Source organism: Sphingomonas sp. (genome assembly GCF_036269755.1).
In the GTDB taxonomy this organism is placed as follows: Bacteria; Pseudomonadota; Alphaproteobacteria; order Sphingomonadales; family Sphingomonadaceae; genus Sphingomonas.
In genome coordinates this window covers 201167-215916 of record NZ_DATBDV010000004.1, presented here as the reverse complement: position 1 = coordinate 215916, position 14750 = coordinate 201167, and the positions used below count along the sequence as shown (strand labels likewise).

Annotated in this window: 9 protein-coding genes and 1 pseudogene; 3 read left to right on the top strand and 7 right to left on the bottom strand. The window is 64.3% G+C overall.

What is annotated here, in order from left to right; all coding sequences use genetic code 11:
- Positions 1 to 140 precede the first annotated feature (140 nt).
- On the top strand, positions 141 to 1025 hold the full coding sequence (locus VH326_RS03400) for a tyrosine-type recombinase/integrase (RefSeq protein WP_329630388.1): 885 nt from the start codon (positions 141 to 143) through the stop codon (positions 1023 to 1025).
- Between the two features lie 76 nt (positions 1026 to 1101).
- Positions 1102 to 2706, top strand: coding sequence for a pentapeptide repeat-containing protein (locus tag VH326_RS03395; protein ID WP_329630387.1), 1605 nt, complete (start codon positions 1102 to 1104; stop codon positions 2704 to 2706).
- On the opposite strand, the gene VH326_RS03390 is transcribed toward VH326_RS03395, so the two are convergent.
- The 3 genes and pseudogenes from VH326_RS03390 to VH326_RS03370 form a co-directional block, all read right to left on the bottom strand.
- Positions 2684 to 3874 carry a hypothetical protein gene (locus tag VH326_RS03390; protein WP_329630386.1) on the bottom strand — a complete coding sequence of 397 codons (1191 nt, stop codon included), beginning with the start codon at positions 3872 to 3874 and terminating at the stop codon, positions 2684 to 2686. The two genes, VH326_RS03395 and VH326_RS03390, sit on opposite strands and share 23 nt — an antisense overlap.
- Positions 3875 to 4090: 216 nt before the next feature.
- A pseudogene (locus VH326_RS16065) lies at positions 4091 to 4823 on the bottom strand (IS6 family transposase); the annotation flags it as partial.
- Positions 4824 to 5084: 261 nt separating this feature from the next.
- Positions 5085 to 5267: a hypothetical protein gene (locus VH326_RS03370; RefSeq protein ID WP_329630383.1), complete on the bottom strand. Its 183-nt coding sequence runs from the start codon at positions 5265 to 5267 to the stop codon at positions 5085 to 5087.
- 86 nt (positions 5268 to 5353) lie between these two features.
- Between VH326_RS03370 and VH326_RS03365 the strand changes: the two genes are divergently transcribed.
- Positions 5354 to 11404, top strand: a complete 6051-nt coding sequence (locus VH326_RS03365) for a hypothetical protein (protein ID WP_329630382.1) — start codon at positions 5354 to 5356, stop codon at positions 11402 to 11404.
- Between the two features lie 13 nt (positions 11405 to 11417).
- Here VH326_RS03365 and VH326_RS03360 read toward each other — a convergent pair whose 3' ends face one another.
- The 4 genes from VH326_RS03360 to VH326_RS03345 form a co-directional block, all read right to left on the bottom strand.
- Complete coding sequence (locus tag VH326_RS03360; RefSeq protein ID WP_329630381.1) at positions 11418 to 11927, bottom strand: hypothetical protein; 510 nt, start codon at positions 11925 to 11927, stop codon at positions 11418 to 11420.
- 290 nt (positions 11928 to 12217) lie between these two features.
- Entirely contained in the window at positions 12218 to 13501 is a 1284-nt protein-coding gene (locus tag VH326_RS03355; protein ID WP_329630380.1) for a hypothetical protein, read from the bottom strand.
- A gap of 211 nt (positions 13502 to 13712) precedes the next feature.
- Positions 13713 to 14198 (bottom strand): hypothetical protein, encoded by a 486-nt coding sequence (locus VH326_RS03350; protein ID WP_329630379.1) that lies wholly within the window; start codon positions 14196 to 14198, stop codon positions 13713 to 13715.
- A gap of 123 nt (positions 14199 to 14321) precedes the next feature.
- Positions 14322 to 14555, bottom strand: a complete 234-nt coding sequence (locus VH326_RS03345) for a hypothetical protein (protein ID WP_329630378.1) — start codon at positions 14553 to 14555, stop codon at positions 14322 to 14324.
- Positions 14556 to 14750 lie beyond the last annotated feature (195 nt).

The following is a 14750-nucleotide window of genomic DNA, read 5'->3' as shown; positions in this document are numbered from 1 at the left end:
CCAGTTATCCGTTCCAGTTATCGACGTGGTGTAGCGCAATAATCCCGATGCTGAAAAGGTGCACGGATCCGAAAGGCCTTTCGGCGCAAACATCCATTTTGGACCAATTGGGGGCGACGCAAATGCTTGTGACTGGCGAGATGACGAAGGCCTATATCGAACGACTGCGCATCGCACGTAACCCTTCGGAACACACCCTTCTCGCCTACTCGTCTGATCTCCGAAACTATCGCACGTTCGCGACTACACAGGCCATTAATTGCGCGAATGGCGATGGCATTCTCGCCTATGTTGGCCACCTTACCAGATCGGGGGCCGCGGCGCGGACAGTGCGACGTCGCGTCGCATGCTTGCGAGGCTTCTATCGCGATCTGGCGCGTGAAAAGCTTATCGAGAAGTCGCCTTTTGTGGAACTTGAGTTGCAGCTGCCCCGCGCCCGGTCCTTGCCACGGGCAATTTCGCGGACGGACACGCGCGCACTAGCGTCGGCGGCTTGGCGTGTGTGCCGCGGTCATCGCAGCGCGTTCGCCATTCCGCCCCTTGCTGTCGCAATCCTGGTGCTGATCTGCACGGGCGTGCGGGTCGGGGAACTGGTGGCGCTCCGTAGCGACGACTTCCACGGAGATAACGGCGCGCTCCGCGTCCATGGCAAGGGTCAGCGCGAGCGGTTCGTATTCTTGGTCGATAAAGATCTGAGAAGCCTCGTCGCTAGACTAGCCGCGCGCCGCGCGGGCCTCTTGCTGTTCGCCAACGGAGAATTGCCATGGTCCACCGATTGGGTGCGCCGCGCGCTCCGAGCGTTCGCGACCAACGCCGGGATTGTCTGCAAGATCACGCCCCATATGCTGCGCCACACCTGCGCGACGTTATTGCTTGAAGACGGCGTGGACCTGCGGTTCCTTCAGCGCCTCCTTGGGCATGAGAGCATTTCGACAACCGCCATTTACGCGCACGTTAGCGATGCTGGCCTTCAGCGCGCACTTGAGAATGCTAAGCTGCTGTCTCGCCTAAAGGAAGCCGCGTAGGCGGAGCTGCCATCGCGCAACAGCGTACCGTGAACCGCCATGATAACTCAGAATTATGGTCGAGCCGGAAGATCGGATGCAGCTGCCAGTCGCACGGTTGACGGGTCTGCCGAGCGAGGGAACGCTTCGTGGTGATTTCACTTACAAACTGATCCAGGACGCCGATATCGCGAACGTGGCTCTTGAGCATTCGCTCTGGACCGGCGCCGTGCTGCGAAATTGCAAGTTCACGAACGTCAGCTTCGCGCGATCAGACTTCGCCGGCACTCGATTCGTCGACTGCAAATTCATACGCTGTAATTTCGAGCCGGACGAGTTCAGGTCGTGCTTCATGACGCGCGTTTGCTTCGAAGGGTGCGCCCTCTCGGGCATCAACTGCGTCGGTACCGAGTTTGATACCTGCACCTTTGAAGGCTGCGATATGCGCCGTACAGCGGTGCGCGAGTGCCAGTTTCGAAAGTGCCAGTTCGACGACATTTCGTTTGCAGGGTCGAGCACCACTCTTAACCGCTACGACCAAAGCCAGTTCAACCGGGTCACCTTCGGCGATGCGACGATCCTGTTTCTGATCTTCCGTGAATGCAGATTTCAAAACTGCGCTATTAACGCGGAGACCCTCGGCTACACCTTTGGCCTCACTCTCGCTGATCTTGGCGACTTCGACCTAATTTATCTGGGAGAGGAGCAGGAGCGCCCGGAGGATGTCGACCTTCTATCGGTTCTCGTCGACACCTATCGCGCGCGCCGATGGGCGCTTGGCGTATGTCTCCTTGAACTGAACTTTCACCTTGCGGCACCTTATCTGGCGCTTCGGACATTCGCGCATCATCTCGCGCGCGATGTCGCCGCGGAGCCGCGGCTTGAATGGGACGAGCTGCTTTTCGTGTGCTTCGTGCTCGAAGACTTGGCCGCGCGAGATGAACTGCCGTTTCTCGCGGCCTGGGAGATTAATGCGGCCGTCGCTGCGGCAATGCAGGCCGTTGAGCAGTCGCGCCACGGCTTCGGCGGTCTCGTACCATCGGCTGGGAACATCGCTTGGCGTCTGGGCCGCCTATCGCAAAACCGCCTGGCCGACGTCCTCGCCGACATTTCCTATTCGCCAGACGAAACCGCTACGCTCACGCTGACAATGACAGAGCGGCCGACCATAGGGCTGCCGGAGGCGATCCCGGCTGAATTATTTTCGAACGCGGGCGGGGCACGCTCCGAGATGCGGCTGGTAAGGGCATCCGAAGGCTCATGGGTCGAAGTTTGGCAGATCAGCGCCGGCGCTCTCGTGTCCCTCAAACTCGGACTCGCGCTAGTCGACTCGACTTGGGAACAGGCAACGAAACTCTGGACGCGGACGAAATCCGCCGGGACGACGATCAAGGGCTGGGTCAAGAAGGACGCTGTTGTCGCGGCGGCTTCGGCCGCCTTGCCTGCGCCCGGTGTGCTGGCCCTGCCTTCAGCACCTGACCTGCCGGCTAGCCCGGCTCTGGATCTCACGTCCGTTGCCGCCGCGGTCGAACGCGCGACCGCCGATCTGAGAGTGATCACCGATATGGACCGCGAGGCGATGCTCAGGCTTGATATAGCAGTGAAACGGCTGTCCCTCCTCGGGGATCAGAACGTCCGGCGCTTGCTCGAATATGGCGCGCCAAATCTTATGTCGATTGCTATTTCCCCTGCTCAAGGATGATCGCGCCGGTTTCTCGCATCAGCCGGTGCAGCGCCCCAACGCCAGCATCGTCGAGGCGGAAGAGGTTGATGCGGAAGCAGAAATTGCTTGAGGCCGGATGACTGAAGCGCGCCGAAGGGATGAAGCTGGCGCCGGTCGCGAAGATCAGCCGTTCCAGAAAATCCCGATTGTACTGCCAACTCGCATCGAGTGCCGGAAAATAAAGCTGGCGAAAATGGCCATCGGCCGCGCGATCATGTTCGACGAACGAAAACTCGCTAACGACCATTTCCATCCGGCCGCCCAGCTCTCCCTGGATCGCGCGCGCTATCGCCATATCGCGCCCAAATGTCGGGTTGGAGAAGTGCCGGATCGCATCGAGGTTGCCCGCCGATAGGCCGCCCGAAAACAGGTCTGACCATTGTTCGAGCGAGGCATGCAGTTGTTCGGGGAAAGTCACGGCCGAGAAGCGGAAGCCGTTCAGCGACAGCGCTTTGTGCGGCACGTAGATGCCGATCAGGAGACTGGCGTCGGTGGCAACGGCAGTGACTGCGCGGTCCGCATATGCCAGGCTCTCGTCGACGACGACAATGATACCGCTGTCCGTCACCGCCGCCAGCCACTCGCGCAGCTCGTCTTCGTCATAATAGACGCTGGTTCCATAGACGGGGTTGCTGATCCAAGCCGCACCCGCGCCGCTCGCAATTACTTGCGGCGCGGATGGCAGGTGGTAACCATCGGCGCCGCGCTCGACGTCGAACGAAGCGATGCCGACGCCACAGAAGCGGGCGAACTCGCTGAAGGCGAAATAGTGAGGCTGGACCGCTGCGATCGTACCGACACCGGCATTCCTGAGATACGCGACGACATTTGCGATCGAGGTGGTGCCCGAGGGCGTGAACAGGCACGAACGGCCCGGAGGCTCGCCCAGAATGCGCGGGATGTCCGCGTGCAGATCTAGGTCCGAGGTGTAGGTGTATTCGGTCAGAGAGCCTGGCACTCGAGGGGGTGTGATCCTTCGCTCGACTTCGGCGCCCAGCAGTGGCTTTGGATTCCAATAGGATAGATTATCCGGCTTGTAGCCGAAGCGATCGGCAAAGCGCTGACGAATGTCAGAGAGCAGCGCGAGCCACTCCAGCGAGGCGATCGGGGGAGCTGGCGGCAGAGCCGAGCGGTCGTCCCTTCGCATAATTCTGAGTTATCCTCCAAGTCGTGGCGCTAGCGCATCAGGAGAACATTCGCAAAGCGAGCAAGCAATTCGAATTAAGAAGGCAAATCTGGCAGCCGCAAAGCCCAGCGAGCGTCTGCTTTTAAGATGCGCCCGAGATGCATCCAGCGGGTGCTGTCAGTCTAATGCGAACTCGTCTCTCCACGGTGCGGCTCGGGCTTTAAGCGCAGCCGCCGAGCTCGCGACCATTTGCCACTCGGCCAGTGCGGCCGAGCGGCGTTCCTTGTAGGTCTGGCGATCAACGAGATGGCGTTCGAGATTGAAGTGGTTGTGGACGTTGGCGTGGACCGAGGCGAACTTCTGCAGCGTCTTCATCTGCCTGAAAGCGCAGCATCGCCCGCTCTCGTCGTCGAAAAGGCAGGTGACTGTTTTCGACCCTGTTGTTGGCGTGCCTGCCGATATCCTGGCGCTCGCTATTGCCCAACTGCTTCATGGCGGCCCGATACGACTTCAGGCCATCCGTCGTTGACTCGCTCGGGCGTGCCGTGGCGTTTCAGCGCCTTCTTCATAAAGACTAGATCTGCGGTCTTGTCCCGTGTTCTGGTGACGTAGCTTTCCAGGGTCTCGCCCTCGTGATCGACAGCGCGCCACAGATAGTGGGTCTCGCCGTTGATCTTCACGAACACCTCATCAAGGTGCCAACGCCAGTGCCGGAAGCCGCGCATGTAGCTTACACGGCGTTGGCGCACCTCGCTTGCAAACATCGGCCCAGATTCCACCAGAAGCGGATGGTCTCGTGGCTCAGGTCGATGCCACGCTCGAACAGCAAGTCCTCGACGTTTCTGAGCGATAGAGGGAAGCGCACATACATCAGCACGACCAGCCGGATAATCTCGGGCGACGAGTTAAAGCATCGAAACGGGCTGTACGGCTTGGCTCTCGATTGCGGGGCATCGGCACCCGCTAGCAGCGCTACGGATTGCCTGCCACATTCGTCTGACAATGCCCGCTGGGGAGTTGCCGAAGATCAGCCGGACAGACGTCCGCTGTTAGCCTCATTCGCGCACAAGCGGACGAGCAGCAAGCGACCCAATGACTGCCGCGTGGCCGATTCAGTTTGGAACGACCGCAACTGGGCCGGTTGCTGACTGGCGGTTGTTGGCTCTTGTGGGCCGCAAAGCGGTCCCTCGCTCAACGTTGCGGATAAAACGAGAAGACCCGAATCAGTCTTTCAGCGGCGCGAAAATCGCTGAAACAGAATCAAAGTGTGGTGCGGCCCTATGTTTGGATCGGTAAGGCCGTCGCGATAAGGATAGGGGCCAAGAACGCGCCCAGAAAAATTAGCTGCGACGGGCGGCGAACCGACGCCGTGCACCATGGCGTCCTGCCCACTAATTTTCAGCGGCTCGGCCATTTCGACATTAGGGCGGAAGGACTACTATATCGGAGCGTGGCGCGTGGTGCGTCTGCTCCAAGCGAACGGGTGCAGTTCTCAAGTTAATGTCCGTTAGTTCAAACATCCCCAGGGTTTCACGAAGCGCCAGCGACGAGCACGAGTTCCACACGCTGGGCTCGCGGCCTTTCGAACACCTCGTCCGCGCCCTCCACGACGCGCAGCCCGACATCTACGGATCGCAGCTCTACGGGCCGGACGGGCAACCGCAGTTCGGCGCCGACCACATCGCCTTCCACCGCGCCGAGCCGGCGCCATGGCTCGAGGTCGGTCAGAGCAAGGCATATCGGACGTTCGGCCCGGCCAAGCTCCGCGAGGCGGCCAAAGACTTCACCGACAACTGGGACACGCATTGGCGCGAGCGCGACGTCCGGCGGTTCATCCTCTTCGTTGGATGCGCGATCAAGTCGCGCGCGGCGGCGGACGAGATCATCGCGCTGACGGCGGAGTTCGCCAGGCTTGGGGTGGAGCTTCAGGTCTGGGACGCGAACAAGATCTACGACCATCTGCCCGCCGCACCGGCCGTGGTCCGCGCGTACCTCGGCCAAGACTGGTACTCAAAACTGATCGGCGAGCCGGTCGGCCCCCTTACAGGTCTCGTGCGCGACCTGCAGCGCGGCGATCAGGGCGCGCTGACCGTTGGCGGCTACGTCGGGCGGCTGAATCAGGCCGAGACGGCCGAGCTGGTCGAGCTTCGCCGCCGCTCGCGGCGGGGCGAGGCTGCAGCCGTCATCGGCGAACTCGAGGCGATGCTCTGCAGCCCTGTGGCTGGCGCGACGGCGCCAGAGGTTCTGGCAGGGCAGAAGCGGATGCTCGCGGGACTCCTGATCAGGCGCGACGCCGATCGCGCCCGCGCGCTCCTCGACGAGGCAGATGCGTTGGACGGAACCTCCGAGCGGCAGCGGCACATCCTGCTGCTGGAGACGATCGGCCCTGAGGCGGCGCTGGCCGCGATCGATGCGACAGGGAATGCCGAGTTCGCCGAGATCCGGGCGATCGCGCAGCTGCGGCTCGGCGCGCCGGGCGACGCGTTAGACGAAGTCACGCCGTTCGCCGCAGCCGAGGACGCCAGCGCGGAGACGCTCCGCATCGCCGCCATCGCCACGCTCGCGGCGGGCAATCGCGCAGGCGCGGTCGCGCTGGCAGAGCGTGCGGTCATGCGCGATGCTGACGCGCGCGCCTGCCGCCAGGCGCTAGCCGTCAGCCGTTTTCACGCCGCCCTGTCGGACGCCGCGGAGGTGTCGCTCGGCGAGTGGCCACAGCCCGTCGACATGCCGCTGGTGAAGGTGTCGGACGAGGCCCGCCGCGACCTCGAGGCCGCGGAATGCCTCTTCGGCGAGCTCGCCGAAAACCCGTCCCTCGAAGAGCACGCGTCGGTGCTGATGTGGCGGCTCGGGACCCTCGCGTGTATGCCGTGGCGTCGCGAGGAGCTGGTTGGTCGCATCGCGGAGCTGGAGGCAGGCGGCGGCCTGCCGCTCCCCATGATCGGTTGGTGCGTCGCGCGCGGCTTCCCGTTCGACGAGACGGAGGCCGCGCGGCGCTGCGATGCCAGGATCGCCGAAGATCCGGACGACTTCGAGACACTGCTGATCCGCGTCGCGCTGGCCAACCACCGGCGCGAGCACGTCCTCGCGCGTCGGCTGATCGACGGCGCGCGGGAAGCGCTTGTCGCGGCGGGCCATGCCGGCCTCTACGAATACTGGTCGTCTGTATTGGATCTGGAGGCTAGGAAGAGGGCAGACAGCAGCGCGGCTCCTGAGCATCCGTGGCTGCGGCTCCGCCTTGCCCTCGGCATCCGCAACAAGAAGAAGCGCCTGAAGGCGATCGGCGCGCTGCTCGAGCGCGAACTCGACAGCAGCCGGGACCCACGCGTGATCCTCGCCTGCGCCCAGCTGCTGCTCGACGGCGGCTGGCATCGGACGGCAGTAAAAGCGGCGGTCTTCCTGATCGAGCGGATCGCGACCGGAGAGGCCATCGCGGTCGCGGCGCACGCGCTCTACCGCAACGGCCGGTGGAGCGAGGTCCTCGCGGCACTCGGGAACGTTGAGGCTTTCCCGGGCGGTCGCCTCCCCGCGGATCTGGAGCGCCTTCGCACCGAGTGCCAGGCGGGGTCTGGCGAGCTCGTCGCGGCGCGCTCCACGAGCCTCCTGCTCGCACAGACGACGGGACAGCCCCGCGACATTTGGCGGTCGATCGAGTTCCACCTCGCGACCGGCGCCGAACCCGCCGCGCTGGCAATGTACGAGCAGCATGCCGACAAGCTGGCCGTTCCGACCACGAGCCACGTCCTCCTCGCCAACGCGGTCGCCTCAACCAATCCCGACGCGGCCGCCCGGATCACGCGGCAGATCGCGGCGGCTGCGCCCGACGAGCTGGTCTCGGCCACCTTTTCGCTGGCGAGCAGGCTTAGGCTGGACGCCGAGCAGCGGGCGCTGGTCAGCCGGATGAGCAGGCTCGGGGCCGACGGCGCCGCCGGGGTCCGCACGCTGACCATCGACCAGGTGCTCGAGTGGGTCGCCGAGCGCAACGCCCAGATCGAGGAGGTCTTCGAGAAATACGCGAACGGCCATCTTCCAGTCCATCTGCTCGCCGGGGTCCGGCACGCGGCGCTACCGTTCGCTTACCTGCTCCCGCTCATCGAGCCGCCGTCGCCCGATGTGCGGTCCTCGATCCTGTCGACCCGCTACGGCCGGCGCTACGACGAGTCGGGGTGGCCGGCGGCCCGGGAGGACGTCACCCTGCTCGCCGACGTCACCGCGCTGCTCACCGCGCACGGCCTCGACCTGTTGGACGCCGCCGAGCGCGCCTTCGCGCCGATCCTGATCGCTCCCGACACGATGAACGCGCTGCTCGCGATGCGGACCGATGTAGAGCTCGCCCAGCCCTCACGCGTGGCGGCGGCTCGCGCGGCCCTCGCGCTGCTGGACTCCGGCGACATCTCGATAGCGCAGGAACCGCAGCTCCACGGCTTCACCGTGATGTGGGAGGGCTTCGGCGAGCCGGCGGCGACGCTCAACCTGTCCAGGCTAATCGAGCAGGCGGTGGCCACCACGCCTGCCGGGGAGCGCGACGCGATCCGCGAGGCACTCGGCACCACCCTCGATCCGGCGCCCGCGGGTGCGGTCCCGCCCGCCGGTAGCCTCGTCAACCTCGACTCGGTGATGCTCGTCACGCTCGGCGAGGCCGGAGCGCTTGGGCCAGTCCGCCGCCGTTACCGAGTCGCGACCTCCGCGGACGACCGGGCGCGGCTGCAGGGCGAAGTCGCGGACGCCGACGTGCGCGAGCGGCTGGCCGCCTCGCTGCTTCAGCTGAGAGGGCGGCTTGCCGCGGGGCTCGACGATGGGACCTACCGGTCCGTTCCGGTCGTCGAGGCGCCCGGCCACGATCCCGTCCAGCGGAGCTTCATGCAGCTGCTAGACGCGATGCGCGACGGGAGGTCGATCCTGTGGATCGACGACCGTTTCGCCAGCGCCGTCCACAGCGCCAACTTCCGGGTGGCAACGACTGTCGAGGTGCTGGCCGCGCTCGTCCGCCACGGGCGGCTTACTCCGGAGCGGGAGCGAGCGTTGCGCCAGCGGCTGCGCGCGGCGCGTTGGATGTTCATGCCCCTCGATGGCGAGGAGATCGTAACCCTCGTCCGACCCGCGGTGCGCGACGGGGAGTTGACCGAGACCGCCGACCTCGCGGTGCTGCGGCGCTCGATGGGCGAATTCCTGAGGAGCCGGAGGCGCCTGCAGTGGCCCGATCCGGCGGCGGCCACGCAGGAGATCCGCGGCGAGGTCCCGTTCCTTCTCGACCACGGCCATGCGATCGCGCAGGCCCTGGCGGCGATCTGGAATGACGCGGGCTGGACGGTCGCCGACGCGCAGGCGGCGTCGCGCTGGATCGTCGATCGGCTGGAGACCGGACTGTTCCCGCTTCCGGTGCTCGCGGCGGGCGACCCCCGGTCCGACCACCTGATTGGCACCCACCTAGGCGGGCTGGTACTGGTCGCCCTGCAGGTCAGGCCCGGTCGGGTCGACGACCCGCGCCAGGGGCAGTTCCTCCGCTGGCTGGTCGAGGAGGTCGTCCGGCCCGCACTGAAGGTGAGGCCCGAGTTCCGCGCGCCGATGGACGAGATGATCGAGGGCTTCCTCGTCGACGACGGGGATGAGGCCGACACCAGGAACGTCGAGCTCTGGCGGACGCTGGCCGGCAAGGCGATCAACGCTATGCCCGACGACATTCGCGTTCCACTGATGTCGCGCGTGCGCATCCGCCGTAAGTTCGACCTCCCCGAGCACGGCATGATGGGCGTGGAGCCTTACGACTTCGACGAGATGTCGTTCTGGCGCGCGATGGCGGGCGCCACGACGACCGACCGCCTGACCGTCGAGACGATGACCGGCGAGACCGGCGAGGTGTTGCTCGTCGACGATGAGGGCGGGCGCGCGCTGACCGTCGCGATCGGTGGCACCACGCTGAGGCTGGACGCGTGGCCGTGGGAGATCGCGAGCGAGGACGCAGCGATCCGCAGCGCTGCGGTCGTCGAGCGCGCGGATGCGCTCGACCTCTCGGAGGACGACGCGGCCGGGCTCGCGGCGGGGCTCGCCGAGCTGCCAGCGGAGGAGCGCGGCGGCCACGTGCTCGGGCTCGAGCACGCCGGAATGGCCAAGTGGTATCTCGACCTCGAGGAGAAGCTCCGCAAGCGCACCCCATTCCAGATGGCGGACTTGGCGCCGGACGGGATGCTCCGGGTCTCGCGCCTACTCCGCTTCGAGGGCGATCTTGACCAGGCCGCCCATCGACTGGTCACTCAGCGCGGCCTTGTGGTCGCGCTGCGGCGGTTCGGCGGATTGCCGATCGCTCCACCGCCTTCAATCAGCGCGGCGGTCGCGGACCTCGATGCCGCGCAGCTGTCGGCGCTGGTCGACGAGGCACAGATCGACACAGCCCCGCCGTGGACTCAGCTCTGGATGGCGGCCCTGATACTCGCCCGTCCCGACCGGGGTAGCGGCCTGGCCGACCGCATCGCCGCTTGGCGCGGGCGGGCGCTGTCGCCTGAAACCGACGTGATCTGGCGGCTCTATACGGCGCTCGCTCGGCTCGTGGCGCGCGAGGGCCCCCGGATGCTGGAGTGGCGGACGCTTACCGTGGATGAGCAGCTGCTCACGGTCTGGGGGCACGCCAACGCGGTAACCGAGATCGTCGTCGCCGGCAACGTGCGCCTCGATCCGCTGATCGAGCTACTCCGCCAGAACCGTTTCGTCTCGCCGCGCCTGCTGCTGGAGCCGCAGTCGCGCTTCGCGCACGACCGGGCCGATCCGGCGCACGTCGGCACGGCGAGACTGAAAGCTTACGCCGCGCTGCCTGCGCTGCTCGCCCTCGCCGCCGACGACGCCACGCGGGAGGACGCGGCCGCGGCGATCCGCGACCTGTTGCACGATGCGTCGTCCGAGCCCGCGCGGCTGCGCGTCGAGGTCGCCGAGGGAGGGCTGCGCCACGCGGACGCGCTGGGCAGCTTGTTCGCGGCGGACTGGTCGTCCCGGATGGAGGAGATCGGGACGGGATTGGGTGGGCTTTTCGGAGCGGGCCTCACCGCCCTCGCCGCGTCTTTGCTCGAGCTGGAGAAAATCGCGGACCGGGAGGGCTCAGCCTGGCCGTTCCTCCGCATGGTCGGCGGCGACGCCCCGTTCCCCGCTGACCTTGCGGGCGCCGCCCGGGAAGTCGCGGCGACCGCGTTCGCACCGGAGGCGACGCACGGCCCACACCGCGACCCGCACGTGCTCCTCGCCTTCGCCCGCATTGCCGGGAGCAACGGATGGACCGAGCACCTCGCTGCCATCGAGGAGGCGTATGCCGCGCTAGACGTCGATACGCTGGCGCAGGACGACGACGGCCGAACGCTGCTGCTCGAACTGGCGATGGCGCGCTCGATGCTAGAGCCTGACCAGCTCGAACGCACCCGCGTGCTCGGCCGCCACTTCATCCGGCTCAGCCGCAACTCACTGCTCCGGCCTCAGATCGAGGCCGCGTCGCTGCAGTTCGCGCGCGGGTTGTCTGGCCAGGAGACCGAGGCATTCGTCGATACGCTCGGCGAGTTGATGTCGAGCGTTTAGATATAGTTGGAGATCAACGGGGCACGACGGCAAGCTCGAAAAAGTCCTTTATTCGATAGAAACTATCTGGGCCGCCCAAGTGCTCATATCTGAAAGGATCGCCGTGCAGATCAGTCAGGTCGAAATGCTGCCCGCCAAAATCGTAATGGCGGCGGTATCGTGGATTGATCTGCCATACGGGCTCCGCGATGTCGTGCGCGAAGGCGTTGCGAATCTGGTAGATGAGCGCCACGCACTGTTCTGCTTCGCTCAAGATCGGATCGGGCAACACGACGCCGCTCTCCTCTCTAGCCCGGTTCAGGGTGATGGCGGCTGCGCCGAACGCGATGGTGAGGTTATTCTCTAGCGCGATCAGAAGGTCCTCCGGGCCTCCCAGCGCTCTCGGGGCAACGAAGAGCATCTCGCCGTCTTCCCAGGTTACATCAGTGTCGAGCTCGGCCGGATCAATCTTTCCCTCAAGTCCGTAATTGTAGAGCTTCCAAGCAAACGAAAGCTGTCCGAAAGCAGTTGGCAGATACTTCAAATTGCTTGCCCCTCACGATCGCGTCCGACGATGCCGTCAATCAGGCTCAGCTGGCAAGCTAAACGAACGACCGCTTACGCGCTCGCGGCGGAGCGGCCCGAATGGCAACAGTTGAGGCGCGTTACGGACGCGACACGCGCGCACGGAAGCTTCCGACTCAGAAGCAGTCGTTCCACGCAGACCGAAGCGAATGCTGCTCGCGACCGACTATCTGAACGTTGCGAGCCGTGCTATACGCTGCGCATTCATCAGCCATCTCCGAGATTGCCATGCGTTATGGTGTTCGCCGTTCACGTCGGCGGTGAGGTCGCCGCGACGCTGCAACTGACCAGCTGACGCGCAAGTTGTTCCTTGGTCAGTCGCGACATCGGTGCCGGCGTGTCTGCCTTGCCCGCGAGCGCACCGACCAATGCCTGTGTATCGGCTGCAGCCTCGACCTTTTGGTCGGGCAGGGGAGTTGTCGTTTCGATGAGATGCTTCACGTCGCGTAGGCTGGTCGACTTGACGACGCAACGAATGACACCCGTCAGGATCGGTGCCGCGAGGCGCGGATCAGTCAGTCGGAAACTGACGATCAGTCCGGCGCTAACTTTCACCGCGCCGGGATATCCAAGGGAATACCAGATGTTTGATCGGGTAACCGCCAATCCACCGTCCTGCTCGATCGCGACGCGCAGGACGTCTGGATTGCCGGTCAGGATCGTGTTCAACTCGGCAGCGGCCATGATCGGTGCGGGTCCCTTGTCGGCCGCGAGCCCTGCGGCGACGAAGGCCTTGATCGCGGCAACCTTGTCCTTGAGCGACTTGCATTCGGTATTCTTTCCCGCCCAATCGGACAGAGCGTCGAACCGCGCCAGGAACCGGTTGGTGAGGACGCCATCCGTGGCGATGTCCCCCAGATCGCCCGGCGCGATGAATTGATCAGACCCGCCAGACGCATTGTCCGCCTTGCGCTCGATCTCCTTCATGTTGAGCTCGCCGGGCTGGTACCAGCGCGGTGCCGACGCGGTTCCCATCAAGATCGAATTGACCAGCATTCGGTCGTCAACGCTCAGCGGAATGCCTTTGACGTCGATGTCAGTGGCGATCGCTGCCACGGCATCCGATGGTGACAGGACGGCGCGGCCCTCTGGTGTGTTGAGTATGAGCGAAAAGGTCCGCTCGCCGGGGTCGGGCGACGGTGCCGGGGTCGATTTGCCTTTGGTCGCTACCTTGCCCGGCTTATCGGTGCATTGCTCGGCGGTATAAGCCTCGAGCGCCTTCAGCCGCCACGCGAAATAGCGCGCAGCGGCGAAATCTATGGTGTCGCTATGCCCGACCACCAGCACCTGTCGCGTTCCAACCAATTGCAGCGCCAGCCGACGGATCTCGGCGCCGGCTACGAGTACGCCCTGGACGTTGAGTACGCCCGCCTCGACCGCGCCGCCGCCATCAGACACGCTATTCTTGCCTGATGCAGCGGTGACGCCGATCCCTGCGGCGATCCCGACGGTCTTTGTATCGTCGGCAAGGCTAGGGGTCGGGACTGACAATAAGGCGAGGCAGGACACCGCAGACACAAACCGTTGCCGCATGCTCTCACTCCCCGTCTTGTCGTTGTCTTCTACCCGCTCAGTTGTGGTGTTAAATGGTGTCGAACAGTGCGACGCGATGCAAGGCGTAATCGCGTCGAATTGTAGCCAGAGTGGATGTTGCGCTTTTGCTCGACCCAGAATGAGGTCTATGTCCGAAAGTAGCTCTAGACCGAGCACCGTCGCTACGGAGACGAAGGCTCGCTCAGCGTTTTCAATAGTCAAACCAATAATGGGCGGATTGCACGATCCCTTTCGGATACGGCGAATTGTTATTGCACCCCGTCTTGCCGACAACCCCGCATCCGCCTTTCGCTGGCTTGCCGCTCATCGTAAGAGCGGGCTGTCCATTATCGAGAAACTGCCAGCCCCACGTAACGGCACCGCCCTCGTTGCGGAGCCGGATATAGATGTCGTTTCGAAAATGGGGTCGCAGACACGGCGTCAGATCGATCCGGACCGACTGACTGAAGTTTGCAGCCGGCGTCAGGACCTCTTTGTTGCATTCGACATAAACCTGGTCATCGGCGTTGGAGAGCACGACTTCCCACCGGTGTGGCTGAAATGATCGCCACGGTTGTTGCGGCGACGATGCGCCGGGCGGCGCGGGGCTCAAGGGCGGCAGCGCGCCCTCTTCTTGAACCCAATCGGCCGGAGATGCAGTTGCCGCCAACAGGAATGCGAGAAAAGTGCGAAGCATCAATCGTCTCCCTTTTCCGCTAATCGTCCGGCCAATTTCCCCCTGGCCGGGTCAGAGAAGCGAACGCCTAAACTGACGGCATCATCGTCTCAAGCTCGGCCCCCGACTTCCCACCCGTGATCGCTATCGCTCGATTTTCGTCACGACCGGACATTTGGCATCCGACGCCTGATTGGTCACGTTGATCAGTTGATGCGCCATGAAATATTCGCAAACAAGCATCCGTTGGTCGCCGGTTTTGATCGACTTCTGGCGTAGAAGGAACGTCCATCCGGTGATCGTAAACACCAATAACAGGACAACAACAATGCCGGCTAGGATCGCAGCGATTACTCCGAGTCGACGGACAAGTGACATGAATCGAAAGCTGAAACGGTTGCCCGCCCTTGTCAATTGCGGGCTTTCCCGCCCTAAGGCGGTCATTCCAACGCGGCTGAACGAATGTCGGTTTTCGGGTATCAGCAACTAGTCGTTGAACGACCGAATTGGGGCGCGTAGCGGACCGACGGCTTCTGGGCCGCTAACTGACATTCGGGTTTTGAGCGTTCAGCT